The sequence below is a fragment of the Ascidiaceihabitans sp. genome, assembly GCF_039986515.1.
Lineage (GTDB): Bacteria > Pseudomonadota > Alphaproteobacteria > Rhodobacterales > Rhodobacteraceae > Ascidiaceihabitans.
Genome location: NZ_JBDWQO010000018.1, coordinates 188364 through 209900, shown reverse-complemented (window position 1 = coordinate 209900; position 21537 = coordinate 188364). Strand labels below are relative to the sequence as shown.

23 protein-coding genes and 1 pseudogene are annotated in these 21537 nt (G+C 55.6%); 16 read left to right on the top strand and 8 right to left on the bottom strand.

All coding sequences use genetic code 11. The features are described from left to right. Positions 1-4 precede the first annotated feature (4 nt). From ABJL60_RS18640 to ABJL60_RS18600, 9 genes and pseudogenes are all read left to right on the top strand, one after another. The gene (locus tag ABJL60_RS18640; protein ID WP_348374295.1) at positions 5-1576 is read left to right on the top strand and encodes an AMP-binding protein; all 1572 of its coding nucleotides are present in this window, start codon (positions 5-7) and stop codon (positions 1574-1576) included. Positions 1577-1591: 15 nt separating this feature from the next. After that, on the top strand, positions 1592-2452 hold the full coding sequence (locus tag ABJL60_RS18635) for a MaoC/PaaZ C-terminal domain-containing protein (protein WP_348374294.1): 861 nt from the start codon (positions 1592-1594) through the stop codon (positions 2450-2452). Between the two features lie 27 nt (positions 2453-2479). Next, complete coding sequence (locus ABJL60_RS18630) at positions 2480-2887, top strand: Zn-ribbon domain-containing OB-fold protein (RefSeq protein WP_348374293.1); 408 nt, start codon at positions 2480-2482, stop codon at positions 2885-2887. After that, positions 2884-4026 carry a thiolase gene (locus tag ABJL60_RS18625; RefSeq protein WP_348374292.1) on the top strand — a complete coding sequence of 381 codons (1143 nt, stop codon included), beginning with the start codon at positions 2884-2886 and terminating at the stop codon, positions 4024-4026. The genes ABJL60_RS18630 and ABJL60_RS18625 overlap by 4 nt, the downstream gene beginning before the upstream one ends. Before the next feature lie 149 nt (positions 4027-4175). Then, a pseudogene (locus tag ABJL60_RS18620) lies at positions 4176-4265 on the top strand (IS5/IS1182 family transposase); the annotation flags it as partial. Positions 4266-4952: 687 nt separating this feature from the next. Continuing rightward, positions 4953-5966, top strand: coding sequence for a hypothetical protein (locus tag ABJL60_RS18615; RefSeq protein WP_348374291.1), 1014 nt, complete (start codon positions 4953-4955; stop codon positions 5964-5966). 62 nt (positions 5967-6028) lie between these two features. After that, the gene (gene dcm / locus ABJL60_RS18610; RefSeq protein ID WP_108827633.1) at positions 6029-6994 is read left to right on the top strand and encodes a DNA (cytosine-5-)-methyltransferase; all 966 of its coding nucleotides are present in this window, start codon (positions 6029-6031) and stop codon (positions 6992-6994) included. Between the two features lie 18 nt (positions 6995-7012). Next, complete coding sequence (locus ABJL60_RS18605) at positions 7013-7456, top strand: DMT family transporter (RefSeq protein WP_348285181.1); 444 nt, start codon at positions 7013-7015, stop codon at positions 7454-7456. A 74-nt stretch (positions 7457-7530) separates the two neighbouring features. Further along, positions 7531-8217, top strand: a complete 687-nt coding sequence (locus ABJL60_RS18600) for a VWA domain-containing protein (RefSeq protein WP_348318578.1) — start codon at positions 7531-7533, stop codon at positions 8215-8217. 21 nt (positions 8218-8238) lie between these two features. Here the strand turns inward: ABJL60_RS18600 and ABJL60_RS18595 are convergent, their stop codons facing one another. After that, positions 8239-8991, bottom strand: a complete 753-nt coding sequence (locus ABJL60_RS18595; protein WP_348285179.1) for an ABC transporter permease — start codon at positions 8989-8991, stop codon at positions 8239-8241. A gap of 125 nt (positions 8992-9116) precedes the next feature. On the opposite strand from ABJL60_RS18595, the gene ABJL60_RS18590 reads away from it, so the two are divergent. Together ABJL60_RS18590 and ABJL60_RS18585 are read left to right on the top strand one after the other, a co-directional pair. Beyond that, positions 9117-11213, top strand: coding sequence for a 4Fe-4S binding protein (locus ABJL60_RS18590; protein WP_348285178.1), 2097 nt, complete (start codon positions 9117-9119; stop codon positions 11211-11213). Beyond that, a complete protein-coding gene (locus ABJL60_RS18585; protein ID WP_348374290.1) occupies positions 11210-12085 on the top strand; it encodes an FAD:protein FMN transferase in 876 nt (291 codons plus the stop codon). The genes ABJL60_RS18590 and ABJL60_RS18585 overlap by 4 nt, the downstream gene beginning before the upstream one ends. A gap of 32 nt (positions 12086-12117) precedes the next feature. On the opposite strand, the gene ABJL60_RS18580 is transcribed toward ABJL60_RS18585, so the two are convergent. The 3 genes from ABJL60_RS18580 to pedF form a co-directional block, all read right to left on the bottom strand. Beyond that, complete coding sequence (locus ABJL60_RS18580) at positions 12118-12657, bottom strand: carbon monoxide dehydrogenase subunit G (protein WP_348374289.1); 540 nt, start codon at positions 12655-12657, stop codon at positions 12118-12120. A 90-nt stretch (positions 12658-12747) separates the two neighbouring features. Next, entirely contained in the window at positions 12748-13602 is an 855-nt protein-coding gene (locus tag ABJL60_RS18575) for a transporter substrate-binding domain-containing protein (protein WP_348374288.1), read from the bottom strand. Between the two features lie 55 nt (positions 13603-13657). Then, on the bottom strand, positions 13658-14356 hold the full coding sequence (pedF, locus tag ABJL60_RS18570; RefSeq protein ID WP_348285174.1) for a cytochrome c-550 PedF: 699 nt from the start codon (positions 14354-14356) through the stop codon (positions 13658-13660). 157 nt (positions 14357-14513) lie between these two features. On the opposite strand from pedF, the gene ABJL60_RS18565 reads away from it, so the two are divergent. From ABJL60_RS18565 to ABJL60_RS18545, 5 genes are all read left to right on the top strand, one after another. Next, a complete protein-coding gene (locus tag ABJL60_RS18565) occupies positions 14514-15674 on the top strand; it encodes an ABC transporter substrate-binding protein (RefSeq protein ID WP_348374286.1) in 1161 nt (386 codons plus the stop codon). Next, entirely contained in the window at positions 15671-16642 is a 972-nt protein-coding gene (locus ABJL60_RS18560) for a YVTN family beta-propeller repeat protein (RefSeq protein ID WP_348374285.1), read from the top strand. The genes ABJL60_RS18565 and ABJL60_RS18560 overlap by 4 nt, the downstream gene beginning before the upstream one ends. Positions 16643-16705: 63 nt before the next feature. After that, the gene (locus ABJL60_RS18555; RefSeq protein ID WP_348285184.1) at positions 16706-17110 is read left to right on the top strand and encodes a hypothetical protein; all 405 of its coding nucleotides are present in this window, start codon (positions 16706-16708) and stop codon (positions 17108-17110) included. Next, a complete protein-coding gene (locus tag ABJL60_RS18550; RefSeq protein ID WP_348374284.1) occupies positions 17107-17823 on the top strand; it encodes an ABC transporter ATP-binding protein in 717 nt (238 codons plus the stop codon). Before ABJL60_RS18555 ends, ABJL60_RS18550 begins: the two co-directional genes overlap by 4 nt. Continuing rightward, positions 17820-18611, top strand: coding sequence for an ABC transporter permease (locus ABJL60_RS18545; protein ID WP_348285170.1), 792 nt, complete (start codon positions 17820-17822; stop codon positions 18609-18611). Before ABJL60_RS18550 ends, ABJL60_RS18545 begins: the two co-directional genes overlap by 4 nt. Here ABJL60_RS18545 and rpiB read toward each other — a convergent pair. The 4 genes from rpiB to ABJL60_RS18525 form a co-directional block, all read right to left on the bottom strand. Continuing rightward, complete coding sequence (gene rpiB, locus ABJL60_RS18540) at positions 18608-19051, bottom strand: ribose 5-phosphate isomerase B (RefSeq protein ID WP_348374283.1); 444 nt, start codon at positions 19049-19051, stop codon at positions 18608-18610. The two genes, ABJL60_RS18545 and rpiB, sit on opposite strands and share 4 nt — an antisense overlap. A 73-nt stretch (positions 19052-19124) precedes the next feature. Then, positions 19125-19757 (bottom strand): ATP-binding cassette domain-containing protein, encoded by a 633-nt coding sequence (locus tag ABJL60_RS18535; protein WP_348374282.1) that lies wholly within the window; start codon positions 19755-19757, stop codon positions 19125-19127. 1 nt (position 19758) lies between these two features. Further along, positions 19759-20727: an ABC transporter substrate-binding protein gene (locus ABJL60_RS18530; RefSeq protein ID WP_348374281.1), complete on the bottom strand. Its 969-nt coding sequence runs from the start codon at positions 20725-20727 to the stop codon at positions 19759-19761. A gap of 34 nt (positions 20728-20761) precedes the next feature. Next, positions 20762-21283 carry a hypothetical protein gene (locus ABJL60_RS18525; RefSeq protein WP_348285166.1) on the bottom strand — a complete coding sequence of 174 codons (522 nt, stop codon included), beginning with the start codon at positions 21281-21283 and terminating at the stop codon, positions 20762-20764. Positions 21284-21537: the final 254 nt, after the last annotated feature.

The following is a 21537-nucleotide window of genomic DNA, read 5'->3' as shown; positions in this document are numbered from 1 at the left end:
CGTTATGTCAAAACAAATCATCTTCGATAGCCCGCATCCAGCCTTACCCGTGCCAGACATGTCCGTCACTGAATGGGTGATCCAAGGGTTGCGAAAAAGCCATGATGCTCCGGTTTTCACCGAGACCTTTTCGGGCATTTCCATCACCGGCCAACACGCGATTGACCAAATTCAAGCCCTCGCCGGGGCGCTTGTGGCGCAGGGGCTTCAAAAGGGGGATGTTGTCGCTGTCATGGCCCCGAACAGCATCCATTATTTTGTGCTGTTCCAAGCGACTGCGCTGGCAGGTGGCACCTTGACCATGATCAACCCCCGATACACCGCAGCGGAGCTTGATTTCCAGCTGCGCGCGACGAACGCAGCGATGTTGTTTTATGATCCCGGCCTTACGGAGATGGCGCAAACCGCCTTGTCCGACACAGATTTGCGCAATGTCGTAGCAATGGACCCCACAGCGCTTGATGCCTTCATTGACACAAGCGGCGCTGCCCCGCTCACCACACAAGTGCCAATTGATCCGGATCAAGATGTTGCTGTTATTCCTTATTCCTCTGGCACGACAGGTCTGCCCAAAGGTGTGATGCTGACCCATCGCAATCTGTTGGCCAACGCGACCCAATGGCAAGACAACCGCAACATCGGACAACAGGACGTGGCCCCTGTCTTCCTGCCTTTTTTCCATATCTTCGGCTTGATGCTTTGCCAAATCGTGTTTCCTGGATCAGGGGGGCATTTGCATCTCATGCAGCGCTTTAACCTTGAAGAATATCTACAGATTGCACAGGACACCAAAGCCAAGCGCCTGAATGTCGTTCCACCTATTGCTGTAATGCTGGCCAAAGACCCACGCGTTGACCGCTATGATCTGTCTGCGGTCACCGATATCGGATCAGGTGCCGCGCCTTTGTCCTCTGAAATCGGGCAACTGATTAGCGAACGATTGGACTGCCAGTTTTACCAAGGCTACGGCATGACGGAATTGAGCGGCTCCAGCCATTCACACCCCATCAATAGTACAAAATGGGAAACCCTTGGCGTGACCGTTGCGAACGGACAAAGCCGGATTGTCGATCCTGATACAAAAGAGGACTGCGATGTTGGCGTCGCAGGCGAACTTTGGGTCAGAGGTCCTTTTGTGATGAAAGGGTATCTCAACAATCCCGAAGCGACGGCCGAAGTGCTGACCGAAGACGGTTGGCTGCGCACCGGCGATATTTGCTCATTTGATGCAGAAGGGCATCTTTCGATCCATGACCGTCTGAAAGAGATGATCAAAAGCAACGGTTTCCCTGTTGCTCCCGCTGAGGTCGAAGCCGCCTTGATCACGCACACCAGCATCAAGGATGCCGCGGTTTTTGGGGCGCCGGACCCCGAAAAGGGCGAAGTTCCCATGGCCGTGCTTGTCTTTGAAGCGGGCGAGGTTCTCGGTTTGGAGGAGATTCAAACCTACCTCAGCACCAAATTGGCGACCTACAAAATCGTGCAACGGATCGAGGTGGTTCAAGACATTCCCAAAGCCCCCTCTGGCAAAATATTGCGCCGGGTGTTGCGGCAACAATTTCTGAACACAAACTGACACAAGGACACGCCAATGATTGATAGAGATTCTTTGCTGTCACGACCCTTTGATGTGGTCGAACATGCCTATACCGCCAAAGATTGCAGCCTGTTTGCCTTGGGTGTTGGGCTCGGCGGTGATCCAATGGCCACAGCTGAGCTGCAGGCAATTTTCGAACGCGCCGACGGCTTTGCTCCACTGCCCGCTATGGTAAATGTGCTGTCCTATCCCGGTTTTTGGGCGATGGAGCCCGATACTGGTCTGACGTGGCAAAAAATCCTGCATGGCGAACAATCCCTGACCATTCACAACCCGATCCCACAAGAAGGGGTCATTCTGGGTGAAACCAAAATCGTCGATATCATCGACAAAGGGGCAGACAAAGGCGCGCTGATCTATACAGATCGCAAACTGACGGACAAAGCGACCGGCTTGCCGATTGCCACGGTCTCTTCGACCACTTTTGCGCGCGCAGATGGCGGGTTTGGGGGGCCGACGGGACCTGTGAAACCCATTCATGCCCTACCTGACCGCGCGCCTGACACGCACCATGATTTCAAAACATCACCGCGCAGTGCACTAATCTATCGCTTAAGCGGCGATTTCAATCCACTGCACGCCGATCCTGCTGTCGCGCAAGCGGTCGGGTTTGAACGACCGATCTTGCATGGTCTGTGCACAATGGCGGTGGCGTCGTGGTCCTTGCCAATGGCGCTCAGACAGGGTGATTTTTCAGCGCTGACGCATATGCAGCAACGCTTTTCCGCGCCAGTCTACCCCGGTGAAACCATTCGCACCGAGATTTGGGAAGATGGCGACACCGTCAGCTTTCGCGCGCGCGTGCTGGAACGCGATGTCGTTGTCCTGAACAACGGCCTTGCCCATCTTTCTTAAGTTTCCCCTTTCTCAAGGACATCTCCGATGACAGAAAAACCACACCCCGAAATCTATCCCGAAACGCAGTTTTACTGGGATGGTGCCAAGGCAGGGCAACTTTTATTGAACCACTGCACCTCTTGTGATCAAAGCTATTTCCCACCCCGCCCCTTTTGCCCAAACTGCGGGAACCGCGACGTTATTGTACGCGAAGCATCGGGCAAAGGTCGGCTGTATTCCTATGTCATCAGCCATCTACCCGCACCCGGATACGAACCACCCTATATCGTCGCAGTTGTAGAATTAGAGGAAGGCACGCGTATGCTCACCAACCTTTTGGACTGCCCTGTCGACCCCAGCGCGATTGAAGTGGACATGCCCGTGGAAGTCACATTTGAAAACCGCGGCGATGTCACCGTTCCACAGTTTCGCCCCCAAGGAGGTGCAGCATGAGCTTGACTGAAATCGCAATTGTTGGCGCAGCAGAAACCACACGAATGGGTAAAGTGCCCGAGTTAAGCCAGATTGGACTACACGCAGATGCGGCCTTAAATGCGCTCGCCGATTGTGGGCTATCGATCCGCGATGTCGACGGGATTGCAACAGCCGGCCATGACGTGGCGGAAATTGCCGAATACCTCGGGATCACACCCACATGGGCCGATGGCACATCTGTCGGGGGATGTTCGTTTATCACCCATGTTCGCCATGCTGCCGCCGCGCTTAAGGCAGGGTTGTGCACAACAGTTTTGATCACGCACGGCGAAAGCGGCAGATCCGACAACCGCGGACACCGCCCGCTTTTCCCCGCACAAATGCAGCAGGAATTTGAAAACGTTTATGGCGCACGATTTCCACCTATAAAATTCCCGCTCCCCGTGATGCGCAAAATGAAGGATCACGGTCTTACCGAAGAACAGCTGGCCATGGTCGCAGTGGTCCAACGCGAATGGGCCGGTTTTCATCCTCGCGCTACAGCGCGCGATCCAATGACTGTGGATGACGTGTTGAATTCGCGTATGATCGCCTACCCGTTTCGCAAACTTATGTGCTGCTTGGTCAGTGACGGTGGCGGTGCATTGGTTTTGACAACATCAGAACGCGCCCAAGATTTTCCGACCAAACCTGTCTATCTGCGTGGCATGGGGGGCGAATGTACCCAAGGCCCAATGGTCAGCCAAATGGAGGATTTCACATCCTCCAAAGCCTTCCGTATCTCTGGAAAACTGGCCTTTGAAAACGCGGGTATATCCACTGCCGATGTGGATCACCTTATGATCTATGACGCCTTTGCCCACCTGCCGATCTACGGATTGGAAGACTTGGGTTTCGTCGCCCCGGGCGAAGCAGGTAGTTTTATTGCCGAAGGTCATACCCGACCGGGGGGCAGCCTGCCGCTCAATACAAACGGGGGCGGTTTGAGCTATATGCACTCTGGCATGTATGGGATGTACGCGCTGCAAGAAGGCGTGCGGCAAATGCGCGGTGTATCCCCTGCACAGATCGAGAACGCCAAAATTTCCATGGTGCATGGCGTCGGCGGCATGTTCTCGGCCGCGTCAACGGTCGTGCTGACAAACGAGAAAGATTAGATTTTGTCACACCTAAACGTTACCCACCGAAGTGTCTGACGTCAGCGCCTATGGGTCCAAATAGGGTTTTTTTGCTAGGCTCAGGACCCATTAATCCACCTGAGGCTGAGATGGCTGCGTGCTTCATATCCCTCAATCTGGGGGACTTTATGAGCAATCTTTACTGGCTGAACGAAGATCAAATGGCGCGGCTTCGACCCTATTTTCCAAACAGCCATGGCGTACCGCGCGTTGACGATTGACATGTCTTAACTGGCATTATCTTCCTCAATCGCTATGGCTTACGTTGGCGTTATTCCTTCGAAACCAACGCTTTGACTGATGGTATCGCACCAAAGATGTTAGACATTTTCCTTGGACATACCCCAGTAGGCGAAGGGCAGAAGTCATACGCAAAGACGCTGCGCGAAAACCCCACCATTATGAAGCGAAACGTTCTGGATCACATGACATTTCCAGATGTGTCGTGGACGAAGAAGATGGCCGCAGAGATACTCGAAACAACAAAATCTCGATCTGATTAAACACACGCACCGATGCGGCCAAATCTTGCAGCTTGTTCAGTAGTAATCCTTACTGCGACTTGTGGCATTGACGCGACCTTTTTTGTGGCACGCATCTGCCACGGCATTGCATTTCTTCGCTGTCGGGGTCGCATGGCCAAGAAAACGGCGCCCGCATTTTTGTAATGTGCCGTCTGGCGGGGGCCCTTGATACTGGTCTAAGTGGCATCGGTTTGGGGCTTTATCTGCTGTTCAAGCTTGCAACCCAGACTTGATCTGTTTTGCATCGTCCAACGCCTGGCCTGATCGGTCAGGTTTCGGGCCATGCAAAGTCACCGCATGGTCCAGTGGACACAGCGCAACACAACACCTAGCAGAATCATTCCCCGCCCTGCACTCTGCGCCGACAAAAGGGCGTACAACATGGACAAAACCCAATTTGAAGGCCTGTTGGCGGCGGCGTGTGTTCAATTGACCGCCGAAGCCCGCGCCAGCACCCGACATCATAAGCCCAGCGCCTTTGAATTGCGCGTGCGTACGGTGATGGGGAACTTGCTGCACGGCACCGGACTGGACGCACAGCCCGACATTGATCAGGGATTTCCCGATATCGTTGTCGGTGGCTTCGGCGTTGAGGTCAAAGCCACGGAAAGCAACAGCTGGCGGTGCATCGCCAACTCCGTTTCCGAAGGCCAACGCGCCAAGAATGTCGACCAAATCTATGTCATCTACGGAAAATTCGGCGGCACCCCCGAAGTGCGTTGGGCGGATTATGGCAAGTCCATCATGCATGTCCGCACCAGCCATGTTCCACGTTTTGAAATCGAAATCGGCACACAGACCCCGTTGTTCGATCATCTCGGCACCACCTACGAAGATTTTCGGTCACTGCCGATGCACGACAAGATGCCATTGATCCGCCAATACGCCCGCGGGCGCTTGAAAGACGGGGAAAGGCTTTGGTGGCTTGAAGACAGTGACGTCGACAATCAGTCACATTCGCTGCCCTTACAAGTGCAGGTTTACATGGATTTGCCACAGCATCAAAAGCGGCAGTTTCGGGCGGAAGCTGCGTTGATGTGTCCCCAGATTGTGGGCGGGTCCCGGCAACGTCGCAAATATGTGGATGCGGTTTTGTATCTGATGACCTATCGCGGCGTTTTATGCCCGCAGGCCCGTGATCTTTATTCGGCAGGCAGCGTTGGCGAAAAGGGACCGACAGGCAATTTTCTGATCAATGCCCTGATCGACATCCAAACAGAGTTTCGCGCCGCCGCAACCAATCTTGAAGACGCATTGTTTCTGGAGTATTGGGGAACATGTCCTGCGGCCAAGGACAGGCTGTTGGAATGGCTGGACCGCGCGGATGCGTTTGCGCAAGACTGGACGCCTTCGGACTACCTCTTTTTGGAAGAGCAGGGTAAAGTAGCGCAATAGGCACATCGCAAAAGCCAGCCGGGCATGATCACTTCGGGCTTTGCGCAAAAGGGGGATACGACATGAAAAATAACTACAAAGTGGTGTCCCTGTTCAGCGGTTGCGGTGGCATGGATCTTGGGCTGATGGGCGGGTTTTCGTTCTTGGGCAAACACTATGCGGAACGCCCTTTTGACGTGATCTGGGCCAATGATTTGAACCCGTTTGCGTGCAAAACATATGAACACAACCTGAAACACCCAATTTTACAGGGCGATGTTTGGGGCCACCTTGATAGCTTGCCCGAAGCCTGTGATGTCGTTGTGGGCGGTTTTCCGTGTCAGGACATTTCCATCAATGGCAAACGCGCAGGCGTTGCGGGCGAACGCAGCGGATTGTACCGCGCAATGGTCGAAACCGTGCGGCGCATGCAGCCCAAAGTGTTTGTTGCCGAAAACGTCCGCGGCCTGCTGTACAAGTACAACGCCGACAGCCTCAAGCAGGTGCTCGAGGATTTCACGGCCCTTGGTTATGACGTCACCTACCAATTGTACCACGCGGCCGACTTTGAGGTGCCCCAGCGCCGAGAACGCGTGTTCATTGTAGGTGTCAAAGGCGGCACCGTGCCCTTTACCCCGCCAAAACCGACCTTGGACAAGCATACGTGGATCACCTCCAAAGCAGCCATTGCCGACCTTGCCGGGTTAGAGCAGGACGCCGACTACAGCCATGTGTGGTCACTGGCCAAGAAAAGCAGCGATCAAGGCGGCCGTAAGCTGGACCCCAACAAAACCTCCCATACCATTCGCGCAGAATGTCATGGCAACAACCAGTTCCACTACGAATTGCCCCGACGTATTTCCATGCGCGAAGCGGCCCGCTTCCAGACCTTTCCCGACGATTTCATCTTCAAAGCCAAGCTGCGTGAAACAGAGCGCATGATCGGCAATGCCGTTCCGCCTGTTCTGGCGTGGCATCTGGCAAACAGCCTGCTTGAGACTTTGGAAGCTCACACAAATCACCAGAACGACCTGGTCGCCGCAGAATAACGGCAAGGACCCTGCCCCATGAAACCCTGGTTGCTTAGTCTTATCGTGTTTGGCGCAGGCATCGGCGTCCCCACAATGGCCGCCATCAACGCAAATCTTGGCGCACGATTGGCCAGTCCGGTTTTTGCCACTGTTGTTTTGATGTTTTTCGGGTTTGCCCTGTCCGCGACATATCTGGTTTTTGCGCAAGGCATGCCCCGCCTGCCATCGCAATTCCCCCCGTTGTGGACTCTGACAGGCGGCTTTTTCGTTGTCTTTTATGTACTGTCCGTCACAGCCATCGCCCCGATCATCGGGCTTGGAAATGCGATTTTTCTGGTCCTTTTGGGGCAAATCGTAGCCACAACCGCCATCGATCACTTTGGCTTGTTTGGCGCCATCAAAACGGAAGTATCTTTGCGCAAGGTGGCCGGCATTGCCTTTATGATCGTTGGAATAGTTCTGGTGCGCAAAGCAACGTGAAGACCGCATCGCCTTTCGGCGCATAAGACTTTGGGCCAGTGGACAGGTCGGCCACACCATGCCACGCTGTGCCCATGCAACGAAATGCACCCCTGTTTGCCCTTTGTCTTGCCGCCACGCCTGCGGCAGCCACTGACGATTGCAGCGCGGACGCCATGATTGTCTTCGACGGGTCAGGCTCAATGGCTGAAATGGGGTTCAACGACATAGATGAGCCACGCATTTTTGAAGCGCGGCGCGCCATGGCGGATGCCATTCCCGACATTGCCAGAAACAGACACTTGGGATTGGTTATTTACGGCCCCAACGGCGTGGACGAATGCACAGGGCTTGATGTGCGTTTTGCGCCGATGGCAAATGCGGCGTCAGCCGTGTTGGACGCTGTGAATACCTTGGAACCCACCGGCAGCACGCCTTTGACGGCGGCCGTCGGGCTTGCGGCCCAAACACTGGATTACACGCGCAAGCCTGCCACAATTGTTCTGGTCACAGACGGCAAGGAAACCTGCAATGGCCAACCCTGCGCCCTTGCGGCGGAACTGGCTGCAACCGGCGTAGACACCACGGTGCATGTCATCGGCTTCAAAGTCCGCGGTTCGTTCTTTTCGTGGGACCGTCAAACCGACAACGACTATAACGTGTCAGACGCCGTATCGCGCTGTCTGGCGGACAGCACGGGCGGCACCTATGCCAGCGCTGAAACCCTGGACGATTTGGTTGAAGCGCTGCGGGCGTCGCTGGGATGTGCTTTGTTGTTTTAAGCAGGCTTCACTGGGTCTTCGCTATCGGGCTTGCAGGGTTTTCCAACGCACAGCGCGGGCCTCGATCTGGCCGATCACGGCATATTCGATCACCAGCATCAACGCCACAAAGCTAAGCGCATAGGCCAGCACATACCCCGTTTCAAACAGTTGGAAATACAGATGGATCTGGAACCCGACCCCATCGCTGCGCCCCAAAAATTCGACCACAAGCACAATTTTCCAAATAATCGCCAAACCGTTGCGCGTGCTGGACGCAATAAACGGCCAAAGCTGTGGCAGGGTCACATGTCTGAAACGCTTGAACCGCCCCATCCGAAAGACCCGCGCCATATCCGCAAGCTTTGGATCAAACGCATGCACCCCCTCGCGGATCGTCACCGCAACCATCGCCGTTTTGTTCACTGCCACCGCGGTGATCGCCGCCGTTTCGTTTAACCCGATCCACAGATAACATAGCACAATCACCACCAGGGCCGGCACATTCAGCAAAACCACAACCCAAGGCCCAAGCCATCGGTTCAGCTGCGTATAAGCCCCCAGCGCAAGGCCCAAAAGGACCCCAAAGATCATCGCAAGCCCAAACGCAAACCCAACCCTTCGCAGCGTGGCGGCCATGTGGCGAGGCAGCTCGCCCGCCTGTGTCTCGGCGATGATCAAAGCCCACACGTCACGCGGATTCGGCAAAACGGCTGGATCGCCTTCCAAAACCGCAGCCCCCCACCACAGCGCGATCAAGCCCGTCAAAGAAACGAACACAACATGTATCTGCATCTGGGGGCGCGGTTGGTGCATCTTTGCAAACTGTCACGAATTGGCAGCCCGCCAAAGCCCCAAAGCGCCTAAGTCATACCTTGGTCCAATATTGCGCGATTGCGTCCCCGACTAGGCTTTTCATCATGTCGAACCGTTTTGCCCTGCGCCCTGTATTCTATGCTGCTTTGATGTGGCTTTGCGCCTGCGTTACAGCCTATGCCGAACCACTGACCCGCGATGTATTGGCCCCCTACATTGTGCCGCCCATGTCGCTTGGGGATCAGGTCAACGATCAAGGTGTGTGGCAACTGTTGAATTCTGGCGGGGCCGAAGCGGGATATGTCTTTGAGACAGAACCGATGGCCCCCCTGCCCGGCTTTTCCGGCGCCGCGATCAACGTCCTTGTTGTGCTTGATCTTGAAGGGCGTTTTCTGGATGTGCAGCTGATTTCACACAATGAACCTATCTTTGTGTCGGGCCTGCCCGAAAACCTGTTCTACGATTTTTTCAAACAGTATCGCGGCCATTCGATTTCCGACAGCCTTGTGGTGGGGTCGCCTTATGGCGGAGGGTCGGAAGGGTCGGCTCTTGTCTATTTGGACGGCGTCACAAAGGGCACGGCATCCGTGCGTATCGCCCATGAAAGCATCCTTGCAGCCGCTTTGAAAGTGGCACGTGAGAAGATGAACGGCATTTCAACTGGCCCGCCGTCCTTTCCAAATCTCGACTACCGTGAAGACTTGACGTGGGACGATCTTGTGACCCAAGGCATCGTGACGCGCAAAATTGTCACCAACCGCGAAATTGACGCCAAATTTGCCGACACGTTATGGGAAGACGACGACCCCGAAGCCACAGCTGCACCGGACGAGACCTTTCTGGACCTTTGGGTTGTTGATTTGGGGGCACCGTCCGTGGCCTCGGCGGTCTTAAGCAAAGACAGTTTCAAAGAACTCCAAGACTTCATGTCGATCTCCACAAAGGACGAACCTGTTTTGGTGCTTGAGACCGCCCGCCACGGCCTTGTTACCGAAGACTTTGTGCGCAACACCGCCCCAAATTTGATCAGCGCGGAACAGGGTGGATTTCCCATCGCTTTTCGCGATTCCGATATCTACGTTGAACTGAACGACGCCGTGCCAGATGCGTTGCATGACGGGGCGGCTTTGATCTTGCGGACGGACCGGCGGTTGGGGTTTGATCCGACAAGTGAGTGGACACTTAGCATCAAAGCCTTGCGCAAACACGGGTCCTTTCAGCCGGAAATCGGTTCAGCCAGTTTCGACGTGACCCATGTGACGCCTGCCCGTTTCTATTCCCGCGTTGAGCAGGTCAAACCATCACCGCCGTGGGTGGATGCCTTGCGCAACCGCCAGACGGATTTGATCATTTTGGGCGTTTTTCTGGTGGGGTTGATTGCTGTTTTGGGGCTGCGCCTGAACCGTTTGGCCGGACATCCATACTTTACCCCGATACGGCTTGGTATTTTGGCATTTGTCACCGGGTTCATCGGGTGGTGGGGGCAAGGCCAGTTGTCGATTGCGACACCGTTGGCTGTGGGGCGGACTGCGCTGGATGGCGGGTCCTATTCCTTTTTGCTCTATGATCCGTTTTCGCTGGCCATCTGGGGCGTGACAATCGTTGGGTTCGTGCTTTGGGGGCGCGGGTTGTTTTGCGGGTGGCTATGTCCTTTCGGCGCGTTACAGGAATTTGCCCACCACATTGGCCGCCTTTTGCGCCTGCCACAAATTGAACCGTCAGCGGAATGGGACAACCGGCTGAAATGGTTGAAATACATCGTGTTGGCCGCTTTGGTTTTGATGCTTTTGACAGCCCCCGCACGCTTGGACAAAGCCATCGAGGTCGAGCCCTTCAAAACCGCCATAACCACCTTCTTCATCCGCGAATGGTACTATGTCGCCTACGCCGTGGGGTTGTTGTTGCTGTCCATGGTCTTGTTTAAGGGGTTTTGCCGCTACGTCTGCCCGTTGGGGGCCGTCATGGCCATTGGTGGGGTGCTGCGTGGGCGCAAATGGATAGAACGTCGCGCTGAATGCGGGTCGCCGTGCCAATTATGCAAAGTAAAATGCAACTACGGCGCCATCAAGAAAACCGGTGAAATCCAGTATTCCGAATGCTTTCAATGCCTCGATTGCGTGACGATCCACGATGATCAAGCGCAATGTGTGCCGCTGATTTTGGCGGCCAAAGGGCGCAAATTGGGAATGGCTGCAAAATGAAGATGAACCGACGCCGCTTTTTGACCATCTCGGCCGCGTTCGCGGCGTCCCCTGCCACCGCACATACCCACAGTTGGCAGGGTTGGGCCTTTGGAGCAGAGGTATCTTTGCAGTTTCGCGGCCCCCGCGCCCAAGCGAAAGCCGCTTTGGACAAGGCCCGACAACTCATCATACAAACAGAGGCCTTGTTCAGTCTGTATGATCCCGGTTCAGCGCTGGTCGTGTTGAACACAACAGGGCAGTTGCACGCCCCTGACCCTGCGTTTCACGATCTGATGCAGGCCGCAGACCTTGCGCATACGGTGACGAACGGATTGTTTGATCCAACTGTGCAACCGCTATGGGCCGCGCAGGCTTCGGGCGCGGCAATGGACGATGCGAATGGCCATGTCGGGTGGTCCCGGGTGCGTTTTGATGCAAACCACATTCAGCTTGGTCACAGACAGGCGCTGACCTTCAACGGGATCGCACAGGGCTATGCCACTGACCGTGTCACAGACATGTTGGTGGCCTTGGGATTGTCCGAAACGCTTGTGAACATTGGGGAATACCGAAGCGTCGGTGGCCCATGGACGATTGGATTGCAAGACCCACACCACGGACATTTGGGCCACCGAACCTTAACGTCCGGCGCGATCGCGACCTCAAGCCCTGCCGCCACCCGCGTTGGGGAACGCAGCCATATTATGCACCCGAACGCCGCCCCAAGATGGTCAACGGTGACGGTAGAAGCCCCCACTGCGACGCTGGCTGACAGCCTGTCCACGGCGATGGTGTTGGCGACGCGAGATCAGATCGAAGACATACACAAACGTGCGCAAACAACCCGTATCACCGTGGTGGATCATGACGGCAATCTGACAACCCTTTGAACGGTCACGCGACACAAAACCAGGGTTGGACCCTAGCCAATAAGCCCCTTCAACCAGCCTTTTTTCTTAGGCGCATCGCCGCCGTCAGATAGGTCTTCAGACGCGATAGTGTCGCCTGCGTCATCCGCTGAAGGTCCGCCCACAACGTCGGAAAAATTGGTAAAGAACTGATCGGCCATTTTCTTGGCAAAACCGTCAATAATGCGGCTGCCCAATTGGGCGAGTTTGCCGCCCACTTTGGCCTCTACGTCATAGTGCAGCGTTGTGGTCGGGCCGTGCGCCTCAAGACGCACATCGGCGCCACCTTTGGCAAAGCCCGCGGCCCCGCCTTTGCCTTCGCCAGAAATCGTCATTTTTGACGGCGCGTCCTGATCGCTGATTGTCACCACACCTTTGAATGTCGCCTTCACAGGACCAACTTTTTGCACAACGGTGGCTTCAAACCCGTCTTCGGCGGACCCCCTCATTTCGGTACAGCCCGGAACGCAGGCCTTCAAAACATCAGCATCCAACAAAGCGGCCCAAACCGTTTCGGCATCTGCGTGAATGGTACGGCTGTCGCTGAGTTTCATATCGGTGTCCCTTTGCTGTTCCACACACCCAATACCATGCCATATTAAAGCACGGCCATTGGACCAAATGTGTAATACAAAGGTCTGGTTCTAGCGTTCCGGTTGCTGAAACGTCAGCCCGTAACTTTGGTAAATCTCACCAATGCGCCCGTCTTGCAGCGCATAGTTGATGGCATCATCCACGGCATAGGACAGTGGCCTGTAGCTGAAATTCACAGCCACACCCAACGTCCATTTGCTGACGGCAAAACCGGCCAAGGGGGGCTGGTGCACGGCGGCTGTATCGCCCAAACCGTGTTCCAGCTGTGCCAATGGCCCCATAGCCGCCTTGGTTTGCCCGTCGCGCAAGGCGGCCATTGCAGCAGTCATGTCAGGAAATCGCTGCATCTTTCCCGCCAACTGGCCACCGGCAAAGGACGACAGATAAAAGTCCGAAATGGAATCGTTTTCGACAGCCACAGCATCAAACCGGAAATAGGCAGGCACCGGCTTTTCATCCGGATAGCTTGCCTTGTCATAGGCTATGGCAATGCTTTCCGCGCCGTATTGGCCCGTAAACACAACTTGTTCGACCTTGCATTTAAACGCGCTGTCATATGGCACCCGCATCATCACATTGGATATGCGTCCCCCGATCAGCGCGCCTTTCCAGATGTTGTTGCGCAAGTCCGCTTCCAGATTTTCGCCTGACGCCACAAAATTGAAACGTGCCTCAACGCCAAGGTCCTGTGCAATGATGCGTGCGATGTCGATATCCACGCCGCGCGGCTGCCCGCCCTCTTGCCACGAATAGGGCGGGAAATTTTCATAAACCGCAAACAACATGTGCCCTTGATCCTGAATGGCATCCATGTCCTGACCGACAACATCGCGCCCCGTATTTTGCGGTTTGGGTTGCGGGATATGATCGGCGCAGGGATCAGCCGCCCGGGCCTGCCCTGACAACAAAACCCCAACAGCAAAAGTGGTCGTTAAAAGCAGTGTACGCAGCGATTTGTTCCTACTGAGTGGCCGACAATCCAATTGTCAGGGTTTCTGATGCGGATTTATAGGATGCAGGTGTCCCATCAATCAAGTTCGCCGCCCGAAAGGCCACGGAATCCGCAACAGGCGCCCCCGACAAGGTTTCGATGCCGGACGCGATTTCGCCAAGCCGCGCTTTCAGTGCATCCGGATCTGCACCTGTGGCGTCTTCTGCATAGCCCGCAAGCTGGTCACGCATCGTTTTCAACTCTTCCGCGACATCTTCCATAGCGTCCCCGTCGGGGCGCGTTTCGATATAGGTGCGAATGGCCCAAGCCGCGTCCTGACCCAGCAATTCACCAAATGCAGGCATCTTGGTGGTGCCGTTTTGGGTGTATCCCACGCGGAAGCGTTCCACATACCATTCGTCACCGTATTCTTCAGCCTCAAGAAAACGCAGATCAGGCGCTAGCCCCCCCGAGACAACCTCAAGGCCATGGCACCGGGCGCAGTTCTGATTGTACCCTGACGCGCCGATCTCGATGGCTTTGAACCACACATCTTCGCCTGCAGCCTCCGCGCGGTACGGGTTTTCCGTGAGCCATTCGTCACCCGTCTCCGGCAATCCTGCCGTGTCCACAGGCTGCGGGTTCACATCGCCATGTGCCATCACCAGCACGCTTGAGGCAAACACAAAGCCCCCTGTCAAAATCCCTTTAAGTGTCACTGTACGCATAACGATCCTCCCTCGACGATGCCGCCTTTTGTTTTGTTTAGAGCAGCGCCGCGTTGATGCGTATTGGACTTTGGTTGTGGTCCAAACATGCCAAGACCAAAGTATCATTCGACTGGGTTCAATGGCATTGTTAGCCTGAAGCGTGGGAGGCATTGAAATGCTAAGAGTGTTCGGTTTCTTGATGGTGGTTGCGACAGCACAACCGGCTCTGTCAGATGTGACACTCGGCGTGGGACTATTGCGCGTGACAACACCGCAACCTGCGACGTTGTCCAATCTGGATCCTGTGCCCGACACCTCAGGACTGGCAGGGGCACAAACTGGCCTAAGCGACAATCTGACAACGGGTAAATTCCTGGGCCAAACCTATACATTGGATCACCAAACGGTTGATGTATCCGGTGATCCGCTAGCTGTCGCACAAGACATGCTAAAGGCGTCATCGTATCTGATTTTGGACGCCCCTGCCGACGTTCTGCTGGCCATTGCAGATCTGCCGCAAGCGCAAGATGCTTTGTTGTTCAACACATCTGCGTCTGATGTGGATTTGCGCGATGACAACTGCCGTGCAAACCTGCTGCACAGCATACCGTCACACGCGATGCGCACCGATGCTTTGGCGCAGGTTCTGGTTCAGAAACGCTGGACCGATCTTGTGATGATTGCAGGCACATACCCCGAAGACATCGCCTATGCCGACGCCATGCGGGCGTCGCTCACAAAGTTCGGCCTGAAACTTTCGGATGAAAAAACATGGGACGCTGATGCCGATATGCGACGCACGGCATCGCAGGAAATTCCGCTGTTTACCCAAGGTTTTGGGGACTATGACGCCCTTGTTCTGGCTGATGAGGTTCATGATTTTGGGCGCTACGTCCTTTACAACACATGGCAAGCCCGACCCGTGGTGGGGTCCGAAGGCTTGTCGGCACAAACCTGGTCGCCGGTGATCGAACAATGGGGCGCTGCACAATTGCAAAGCCGTTTCGCAGACGAACACGGTCGCAAAATGAACAGCCACGACTATGCCGCATGGGCCGCTATGCGCACCTTAGGAGAGGCCGTGACACGCACCAATGCCACGGACGTCGGAACCTTGCGGGCCTATGTGATGTCCGAAGCTTTTGAGCTGGCAGGATTTAAAGGCCGCCCCCTGACCTACCGCGCATGGAACGGGCAATTGCGCCAGCCCATTGCCATCGCCCACCCCCGCGCACTGGTGGCGCAAGCCCCGTTAGAGGGGTTTCTGCATCAGGTGAATGAACTTGATACCCTTGGCATCGACCGCCCCGAAAGCAACTGTGAGGCCTTCCAATGACATCCCTTTTGCGCAGCAGCGCCGCCCTTTGTGTCTTGACCCTGACCGCGACAACCGCATGGTCGGGCGAAATCTGGGTCACCAACGAAAAAGATGACACTGTGTCCGTGATCGACACGGAAACGCTTGAGGTTATCAACACTTACGCCACAGGCGAACGCCCGCGTGGCATCACCTTTTCCAAAGATTTCAGCCGCGTCTACATCTGTGCCTCTGACAGCGATGCGGTACAGGTAATGGACCCGGAAACGGGCGAAATCCTGTTCGATTTACCATCCGGTGAAGACCCCGAACAATTCGTTCTGCACCCCGACGACACCCATTTGTACATCGCCAACGAAGACGACGCGATCACAACCGTGGTCAACACACAAACCCGCAAAGTGGTGGCACAAATCGATGTGGGCGTGGAACCCGAAGGCATGGCGGTGTCGCCCGACGGCAAAATCGCCATCACCACATCCGAGACCACGAATATGGCCCATTGGATCGATACCGAAACCCAAGACCTGTTTGCCAACACGTTGGTCGACAGCCGCCCTCGCCACGCCGAGTTTGCAAAAGACGGCACTCAGATGTGGGTCAGTTCGGAAATCGGCGGCACATTGACGGTGTTTGACACGGCCACACAGACGGAAACGGCCAAGATCAGCTTTGAGGTTCAAGGCGTGCATCCAGACCGCGTGCAACCGGTGGGATTTGAATTTACAACAGGTGACACACACGCGTTTGTGGCGTTGGGGCCTTCCAACCACATCGCTGTTGTGAATGCAGAAACCTACGAGGTCGAAGATTACATCCTTGTGGGGCGCCGCGTCTGGCACATGGCGTTCAACGCCGACAAATCACAACTTTTCACCACCAACGGTGTTTCGAGTGACGTCACTGTGATCGACGTGGCCTCACGCAAAGCTCTAAAATCCATAAAAGTCGGGCGCTTCCCTTGGGGCGCTGCATTTCGTCCGTAACGCTGCAAATGAGGTAAACACATGTCCCTTCGCTTTTCGAAATACCTGACAACTTGCGCCGCCATGCTCGCTTTGGGCGCATCGCCCCTATTGGCTGACGGCTTCGGCGCTGCGGGCGTCTTGTCGGGCAAAAACAAAGAAGACCTGCCGCCGATTACCCTGTCTGCAGGCGAGCCGATCGCGCAAGGCCCCTGGACGTTGAAATCCGGCACCTACTACGAATTCGAGATTGTCGGTGACGGGTCACAAGAACTGGCTTTGGTCGGACCAGAGTTTTTCCGCGCCATCTGGATCGACGAGATCGTCATCGAAGGTCTCGAAATTCGACCTCTTGGTCTGGACAGCGTCGAATTTGACGAAGCGGGCGAGATGGAGATCGGGTTTCTGGCCATTAAACCGGGGCGGTATTACATGAAAATTCCCGGCACCACAGGCGAAACCCAACGCATCGAGATTACCATAGAATGAACGGGCTTCGGGTCCGCGACCTTAGCTTTTCCTATGGCCCGAAACAGGCCCTGAACACAGTATCGTTTGATGTGGATCAGGGCCGGTTCTGTGCGTTGCTTGGCCCCAATGGTGCTGGTAAATCCACGTTGTTTTCGTGCCTTACACGGCTGTTGACCACGCCGGACGGCACCATATCTGTGGCCGGACATGATCTGGCAGCCGACCCGCGCAAAGCTTTGGCGCAGTTGGGAATTGTGTTTCAACAAACCACGCTGGACCTTGATCTGACGGTGCGCCAAAATTTGTCCTATTTTGCGGCATTACACGGCCTTTCAGGACGCAACGCGGCCCGTCGCATTGACGCTGCACTGGACAAACTGCACATGCTGGAGCGCAGCCACGAAAAGGCCCGCGCCCTGAACGGCGGCCACAGGCGGCGGGCGGAAATCGCGCGCGCTTTGATCCATGATCCTGCCGTTTTGCTATTGGACGAGCCAACCGTGGGCCTGGATGCAGCCGCGCGTGCCGCGATAACCGATCACGTACACGCCCTTGCCGATGCGGGCACCACAGTGCTTTGGGCGACCCATCTGACCGATGAGGTTGCCCCGACAGACCATTTGGTGATCTTGCACCAAGCACAGGTATTGGCTGAAGGCACCGCTGCCGACATCTGCGATGGCGCACCGCTGCAAGACGTGTTTTTGCAACGCACGGCGATCCCCGCATGAGCCCTTATGCCACATCCCTTATTGCTATCGTCAAACGCGAAGCGCTGCGTTTCATCCACCAACGCGAACGCTTTGTCGCAGCCCTTGTGCGCCCGCTGGTCTGGCTTTTGGTCTTTGCCGCGGGCTTTCGCGCAGCACTGGGTTTAAGCATCATTCCCCCCTACCAGACCTACATCACCTACGAGACCTACATCGTGCCCGGCCTTTGCGGAATGATCATGCTGTTCAACGGGATGCAATCATCCCTAAGCCTTGTGTATGACCGCGAAATGGGGTCGATGAAGCTGCTGTTGACCAGCCCCTTGCCGCGTTGGTGGGTGTTGTTTTGCAAGCTGATCGGATCGACTGCGATTTCCGTTTTGCAAGTCTATACCTTTTTGGCAATTGCCGCCGCGTTCGGGATCACGATGCCCGCTTTAGGTTATCTTGCGGCGTTGCCCGCGCTGATCGTAGCGGGTGTTATGTTGGGGGCATTGGGGTTGTTGTTGTCCAGCTTTATCAAACAGTTGGAAAACTTTGCAGGGGTGATGAACTTTGTGATCTTCCCGATGTTTTTTCTATCCTCAGCGCTTTATCCGTTGTGGAAAATGGCCGAAAGTTCAGAATTTTTGCACAGTATTTGCGCCTTGAACCCCTTCACACATGCCGTTGAGCTGATCCGGTTCGCGTTGTACCTGGACTTCAATGGCGCCGCGTTGATATGGGCGCTTTTGGCCACAGCTGTGTTCACGATTGCAGCCCTTTGGGGCTACAATCCGGCACGCACCGGCTTGGGAAAGCGCCGCTAGTCCGCTTCGATCATGTCCACGCGGGTGGCGTGACGTCCGCCCTCGAAGTTGGCGTTTAAAAACGCGTCCACAATGTCCAGCGCCAAGCCTTCGCCGACGACACGCGCGCCCATGGACAGCATGTTTGCGTTGTTGTGTTCGCGGATCATCCGCGCGGAAAATGTATCGGAACACACACCACACCGGATGCCTTTGACTTTGTTGGCCGCCATCATGATGCCTTGGCCTGTGCCACACAAAAGGATGCCCAACTGGCAATCACCAGACGCCACGCGCGTCGCAGCCGCTTGGCCGTGAATAGGGTAATGTGTGCTTTCCGAGGTCATCGGGCCGATATCCACAACGTCCCACCCCAGATCGGCCACATGTGAGGCGATCGTTTTACGCAGTTCGATATCTGCGTGGTCGCTGGACAAAACAATGCGGGGCTTGGCAGTCATAGGATCGGCTTTCTATGTCAAAGATGAAGACGGAATACCGCCTGATACCATAGCGCAAAGGGGCGTCCAGCCCTCAAATTGTACCCGCAACTGGTGTTTTGGTGTCTTCTATGATGCAGGCAGGCGACCCGCCCAGACGCACACAGCGATCCGCAAGCCGCTGCACCTCGGTGTCCACATGGGTCACAAGGATCGTGGCGACGCGGCGGGCGGCCTTCATTTTCGCAAAAAGCGTCATCATATCGTCCGCCAAACCGGCATCCAGAGATACAAAAGGTTCATCCAGAAGCAGCAGATCAGGTTGCAACGCAAAAGCCCGCGCCAACGCCAAGCGCCGCTGTTGCCCAAGCGACAGTTGGTTGGGAAAGGCCGCGGCGCGGGTGTCCAGACCGACCTCCTCCAATGCGTGCATGGCCTGCGCATCGGGTATGCCCGTGGGAATGGCAATGTTGTCGCGCAAACTGCGCCACGGCAACAATGTGGGTTCTTGAAACACCATTCCAACGCGGCCACGCACGTCACATTGCCCATCAAACCCCGTCTCTAGCCCCGCAATGATGCGCAAAAGCGTCGTTTTACCCACCCCTGACGGGCCAACCAACGCCAAAGTGTCCGTGTCGTCAAGCCTCAGATCAATGCCCGCCAGAATGGCGCTGTTTTCGACATCAAAACGCTTTAGGCGCAGGTTCAGAACCGCATCAGACACCTTACGGATACATCTGCAAAAAAGTGCCAGCAGGCAAACGGGTGGCATCCCCCAATAGTTTTGCCCCGCCCGCCGCAACAAGCACTTGCACCATGCGATCCGCAGCGGCTTCATCCACCGGCGCTTCGCTTGGAATACCTGCCCGAAACCCCTGTTTCAGCGCCAAAAACGCGGCTTCCGATTTCGCGTTCATCATCGGGCGCAATCGTTCCCAAGCCGCATCGTCTTGCGCCAGAACAGACTTTGCGGCCCGTGACGCGGCCACCAATCCTTGCACCACTTCGGGATCTTCGCGCAACAAATCCCCTTTGATAACATAGCCCAATAGCGGCGTGTCCGGATCCAATCCCAATGCCCGCGCCGCGTCTGAAACGTCTAGCAGTTTGCGCAGGCCGGATGCCTCCATTTTTGCACTGAAGTGCCAATAGTTGATGACCGCATCCACGTCCCCATCAAGCGCCGCTTTGAAAATCAAAGGCGGTGCGCCGTAGACTTGCTGCGTTGCGGATTTCAGGTCGACGCCTGCAACCTTCGCCGCATAGGCTTGAAAGATCAGCCAGCTTTTGTCCAATGGGCCACCTGCGATGCCGATCTTTGCGCCGTCCAGATCCGCCAGCGTCTGCGCCGTGTCATCGGCCCCGACAAGCAAGCCCCCGACCGCTTTGGAATAAGGGAAAAAGACATAATCCTTGCCCGCAGCGCGTTGCCGCGCAACCCAAAGCCAATCCGATACGATCACATCAGCCTGTCCGCCCTGAAATGCCACTTTGGCCGCTGCACCACCGGCCATGCCCTGCACTTGCAAACGAAGCCCATGGCGTGTGTCAAAACCGTTGTGGATGATGGTATCCAGTTCCCAGTTCACCGTGCCAAATTTCAGCACCGCAATCTTTAGCGTCTTTTCACCGGCCCAAACGGTCGTTGACAAAAAAAACGCAGCCAAAGCCATCAAAACCGGTCTCAAGCCCATAGCACATGTCCCCCGACACAGTGGCGCCCGCCGGTCATTCGATCACCAGGCGTGGCAGCCAATGGCTTTCAGGATCGCTTTCGTGCAGGTGTTTTTCTGCCACCGGACGCAAATCGCCCGTCGCTGGCGGGGCAGACAAAATGTCCATGTCCATTTCGTGCAACGTGCCTGACACGCGCCCTTCGACCTGTTGCATCTTGTAGTAGACCCCGTTCCACATGTTGATCCCGTAGTCGGTCGCCCCCTTCCAGACAAAAAGGAAATCATATTCCAGATCGGTCAGATCGTCTGAAATATTGCGTTCTATCTCATACGGATACGGCACAAAGCACCAGTGTTTGGCGGGCCCCTGCAAACATCTGAACGGACGCATCGACAAGAAATGATCCGTAAACGGGGCATCTGACATTGTGATCTTGTAGTCGCCGGTCGCAGCGACATCGACAGACGCAATCTGAATACGCGCACCTGCGATGTCCTCTAGGTAGACAGATTTTGTTTCGGCCTGCGCCATAGGCGCCAAACAGCAAAGACCAAGAAAAATGCCGGATTTCATGACGCACCCCCGATCGCAGATGCTACCGCACAATCGACGACGGCGCAGTGCGACTAAGGTGGCACTGCTATATCTACAGGCCTTTAGGCTCAGGACCCATTAATCTTAATGGGTCTTGGGCCTAGGACCTTACGACCATTGTTCAATACCCGCAGACATGCTTTGAGCGAATACTGCTCCCAAGGCTAAATGCGCCAGATCCGTTCGTGCGCGGCCTTTTTGAGATACGCCCGTCACAAGGGCATAGGGAGGAA